Origin of the sequence: Serratia sp. ASV30, assembly GCF_016428815.1 — a bacterium.
Classification (GTDB): domain Bacteria; phylum Pseudomonadota; class Gammaproteobacteria; order Enterobacterales; family Enterobacteriaceae; genus Chania; species Chania fonticola_C.
The window spans coordinates 1-650 of record NZ_JAELTL010000168.1; the positions used below are offsets into that span (position 1 = coordinate 1).

1 pseudogene is annotated in these 650 nt (G+C 36.9%); it reads right to left on the reverse strand.

The features are described 5' to 3' along the window. Positions 1-255: 255 nt before the first annotated feature. Positions 256-650 (reverse strand): annotated as a pseudogene (locus JHD74_RS25930) (hypothetical protein); the annotation flags it as partial.

Genomic DNA, 650 nt, shown 5'->3' on the forward strand with positions numbered 1-650 from the left:
ACATCTTACCTTCAATAACAAGAACATCTATACACTCCACAGTATCAGGTCGATCCAGATTAATGGGTTTGATGCATGAGTCTATAAGTTTAAGTAACCTATAAACCCTATCGGATCAAGAGTCAGCCACTAGGCGCTTTTGGGCAGGATCTAACTTACAATACCTCCCTTTCCGCCATAGTGATATTTCTACCCTAATCCGCAAGGATCTATAGCATTGCACAGTTGCTCCTCATCGCCCGCCATAGAAAAGCATCAATCAATACTAAATACAACACTACCTAAGCAGTCTGGTTTTTTCTCTGCAAAACCAAATGCTAACTTCACATTATTACTATATTTAACAGTCGAATATGATGTTTCTTCTTCCAATGAACGTCCCCTAGGCACATCAGTAATAGTTAGGTTAGAATAATACTGTTTTAACTCAGGTAAAGTGATGCAAATGCCGCTAACTTGTAATGCAAGTAAATAAGGAGCATTCTTATTATTTTTGTGAAACACTCTAGCCTCAATGCTTTCAATATTTACTTTTCCATCAAGTATGAAACTCTTACTTTCATAGGATATAAATTGATCATTTTCATCTTGTATTACAAAGGCATTGTTAAAAAGATGAGTAACCTGTGCAAGGCCCTCTGGCAACTGTA